General features: G+C 61.7%; 3 protein-coding genes and 1 pseudogene. 1 reads left to right on the forward strand and 3 read right to left on the reverse strand.

Annotated elements, in window-relative coordinates:
- A pseudogene (locus tag JWP83_RS21555) lies at nucleotides 1–183 on the reverse strand (acyl-CoA synthetase); the annotation flags it as partial.
- A 149-nt stretch (nucleotides 184–332) separates the two neighbouring features.
- On the opposite strand from JWP83_RS21555, the gene JWP83_RS21560 reads away from it, so the two are divergent.
- Nucleotides 333–1,670, forward strand: a complete 1,338-nt coding sequence (locus tag JWP83_RS21560) for a hypothetical protein (protein WP_297734462.1) — start codon at nucleotides 333–335, stop codon at nucleotides 1,668–1,670.
- On the opposite strand, the gene JWP83_RS21565 is transcribed toward JWP83_RS21560, so the two are convergent.
- Complete coding sequence (locus JWP83_RS21565) at nucleotides 1,667–2,650, reverse strand: glycosyltransferase family 2 protein (RefSeq protein ID WP_297734465.1); 984 nt, start codon at nucleotides 2,648–2,650, stop codon at nucleotides 1,667–1,669. The genes JWP83_RS21560 and JWP83_RS21565 overlap by 4 nt on opposite strands.
- Before the next feature lie 31 nt (nucleotides 2,651–2,681).
- Complete coding sequence (locus tag JWP83_RS21570; RefSeq protein WP_297734468.1) at nucleotides 2,682–3,467, reverse strand: glycosyltransferase family 2 protein; 786 nt, start codon at nucleotides 3,465–3,467, stop codon at nucleotides 2,682–2,684.
- Nucleotides 3,468–3,800: the final 333 nt, after the last annotated feature.

Below are 3,800 nucleotides of genomic sequence, written 5' to 3' on the forward strand. Positions count from 1 at the left end.
GGTCGACCCGCTGGCCCTGAGCTGCTCGCCGAGGTTCAGCACGCGCCGATACAACTGCGACCACGTGAGGGTTATTGGAACGCCGTCCCAATCCTGGTCGTAGTCAAGGTATGTGAATGCTGTGTCGTTGGGCTGCAAGCTCGCGCGTTCCCGCAGCACAGCGGGTATGGAAGACTGAACCACGGACAACACACTACCTTCGTCGAAATCGTTTCCGGCCAGGAACGGCAAGTTACCGCCCTGCGACCCCACCGCCGCACCCGGACGCCGGCCCCGGCACCCCGCCCGCAAAGCGCTCCGCCCCTACTGGCAAATAAACTACCGTGGACGCAGTGGACAATCGACTCGCACACATGGACCAGGCGTCCTTTCTCGGTCTGCGGGCGCTTGGCTATGGGGCGCACGTACAGTTCTACTGGATTTACAACCGCCCGGTAAGCATCGACGGATTGCGCCGATTTCACCGAAATCTCGGATACGGGTTGCTGGGAAGGCTGGTCGAACCGTCCCCGCTGCCTTTCGCGCGTGACCGATGGGTCGTCTCCCGAGGACCCCAAGACATCGACATCGCCGAAACACCGCGCCCCCGTGTGGATCTGACCGCTTGGCTCTATGAGCGGGCTTGCCTGCCTTTGGATCCCGAATACGGGCCCGGCTGGCATATCGGGGTACTCCCCCTGGAAGACGGAGGGTCCGCGGTCTGCCTGACGACGTCACACACCCTCGTCGATGGGCTCGGGATCCTGCAGGCGATTTCCGACGCGGCCACCGGAAGGACCCGCCACCTGGGCTACCCACATCCCGGTTCGCGCAGCCGCCGTCGAGCCCTGCTTCAGGACGCCCGGCAAACCATCGCGTCGGCGCCGGAGCTGGCGCGCGCGGCTGCGGCGACGGCGCACATCGCTCGGAACCGGCGCAAGGATGTCGCCGCATCGTTGGCATCGCCACCACCTTCGCCAGGGGGGTTCGGAGACGATAAGCGTGTCGTGGTGCCCACGCTGACCGCGTATGTCGACCTGACGGAATGGGATGAGCGCGCGAAAAGTATTGGCGGCAACAGTTTCACACTTTTCGCGGGATTCGCGGGCAGGCTCGGCGTGCGAATGGGACGCGTCTGCGACGACGGAACGGTCACCCTGTCATTCCCGATCAGCAACCGCACTGAAAACGACACGCGTGGCAATGCAGTGGTGCTTCCCACCGTTTCCGTCAACCCCACACACCTGTCATCGGACCTCGGTGACGTCCGACTCAAGTTCAAGCAAGCATTTGCCGACCTGACCGAAATCACCAAGGAGTTGTTGGGGCCGCTTCCGCTGACATCGTTGACGCCGAGGTGGGTCGCGCGTAGGGCGGCGGGAATGGGGCTGGGCGCCGCCGGACGTCCCATTGGTTGCTCCAACGTTGGTGACATGCCCCCGGCGGTGAACCGCCCCGACGGCACTGAGGCCGACTACGCGTCCGGGCGATTGATCGAACCCGGTATCAACAAGCGCGCACTCGAACGCATCGGTGGCCAGCTGTTCGCGGTTTCCGGGCGGGTCCACGGAAAGATCTTCATCGCGGTCAACGCCTACCTCTCCGGCCGGAGCAACTCCCAAGAGGCGCTGCGGGAGGCCGTCTCACGCACGTTCGACGAATTCGGCCTGACCGCGGACATCCTCGGCTAGCTGGCTGCTGCGGACTCCGCTGCCTTCATGAGCAGGCCCTCACGGAGCCGCTGAGCGTGAGCGAACTCGCGAATAGGCGCCTGGCCTAAGCTCTTCAAACGCAGCCACCGCTGCGGTCCGTAGACCACGACTTCCATGAGCCCCAGCCAGGTAGGTAACCACCACAGTCCTGCGATAAGGCGAATGGCGACCGTCGAAGCAGGATCTACGATCAACCAGGTGAGGATACGCAGTTGGTCGAGCCAGTAGCGCTTGGTTGAGAGATTTCGCGTCGTCTCCGTCGCCGCCGTGTGACTGCGCACCGAAAGCTCTTGTGGCACGAAGCAAACTGCTGACCGCAGCATCAACCGCAGCCAAAAGTCTAAGTCAACAAGTTGGTAGATGTCATCGCGAAAGCCCCCTGCTTGCAGGGCAACTCGACGCCGGAACATGACGCAGGTGAGTTCGCCTATCCAATTGCCGTTCGCGCCACGCGCCACCATCTGCCTAACTAACGATGGGCCGCTGTTGTGGACGTCAAGCTTGCTGAAGTGGGTATGGAGTCGGCCGTATCGACGTTGAAAATCCGTGTCGTCGGTCTCCACATATCGGGGGGCGAACGCCACGCCGACTGTCGGATCGTCGAAACATGGCGCGAGTGTCCTCAAGGCGCCCGGCAGTAACCAGTCGTCGCCATGCACGATTTGAATAGTCGTTCCACGCGCGAGTTCCAAACAGCTGTTGTGATTTCGGTTGAGACCGAGGCGAGAACTATTGCGTATCAATCGGTCTTGGCCTCTGAGCATGCCTGCGACGATGTCTGCACTGTCGTCTGACGAATCGTCGTCGACAACCACGATTTCAAACTCGACGCCATCCTGAGCCAATATGCTGCGCAGACAGCGTGCGATCGTAGCGCTGTTGTTGTACATCGGAACGCACACTGAGATAAGTGGTTCCGCGGTCAGCTCCCCAGTATCGTTGATGCTCATCGATGCCATGCCTCATGCATGATTTGCCGGCCTGATGCGTTCACCGGTCTAACGGGTACGTCTGGTAAGCCACGCCGCTCTTTCGCCACTGGGGTTGCGGCAACGTGCCGGGCGGGAACCGCTTGCGCCAGTTGCGGCCGTGCGTTTTGCGCAGTCCGCGGTTCATGATGAGTTCTGCGGTGAACTCGTAGCGTCGTTTGCCGAACGTCACCTTGGCGGTGGCGCGGCCGAAATGGTTGATATACGACATTTCGGTTGTGTAACAGTTGTATCCGGCGTCTCGCGCACGCAACACCAGGTCCATATCGATGCCCCACCCGTAGCGCCCAAAGGTGCGTAGGTCCATTCCGCCGATCGTCAGCCAGCAATCGCGGGAGAGCACGAACGCGGTTCCCTCGACGGCGGGTACTTTGCGATACCGTGGCCGCGGAACGTAGTCTGCGGCGTCCGGCTTCTGGTCAGCCTCGGCACACGGGTAGCCGTGGTCAAACATCGGCCCGACGATGCCGGCATCGTCAGGCAGTCGCGGGTCGAGCAAGCCGGCGACAAACCCCTTAGAGATCCGGGTGTCGTTATTCAGTGTCATCGCGTGGGAATAGCCCTCGGCGAAGGCATACCGGAACCCAAGGTCACTGCCTCCACCCCAACCGAAGTTTTTGCCCGGCGCGATGACGCGCTCGTTACTGATCTTCGGGTAGTCGCCCCCGTTGTCGACAATGAGGTACTCCGCACCCTCGCGCTCCAAGTCACCTACCAGGGCGTGGGTGTATTCATGCTGCCCGAACACCGGCACCGTAATCAGCACGGCCACGCGCCGAATGTACACCAAGAGGCATGGGTCCGCGGCAACTCAAAATGAACAGCTACTGCGCGAGGGCTTGACGATATGCGCACCTGATTACGATGGCTGACCTGCGTTATCTTCGTTCTTGCGGTGCCACCGCAGATCCTTGACCTCGGACGACCACCAATTGCGTCGGCTGCCTAACCGCGCCTGCCGACCAAGCCCGCTGCGGTTAGCCGCAGGACCGTACCGAAACTGACTGACGCGTAGTTTAATTCGCCCGAGCCGCGCGCTGAAGTCGAATTATCGAGGTCGCGTTGCTAGTTTGCACTAATGGTGACAGCGCGGCTGGAACGCCTGAGATCATCGGTTTCG

This window comes from Mycobacterium sp., from assembly GCF_025965855.1.
Classification (GTDB): Bacteria; Actinomycetota; Actinomycetes; order Mycobacteriales; family Mycobacteriaceae; genus Mycobacterium.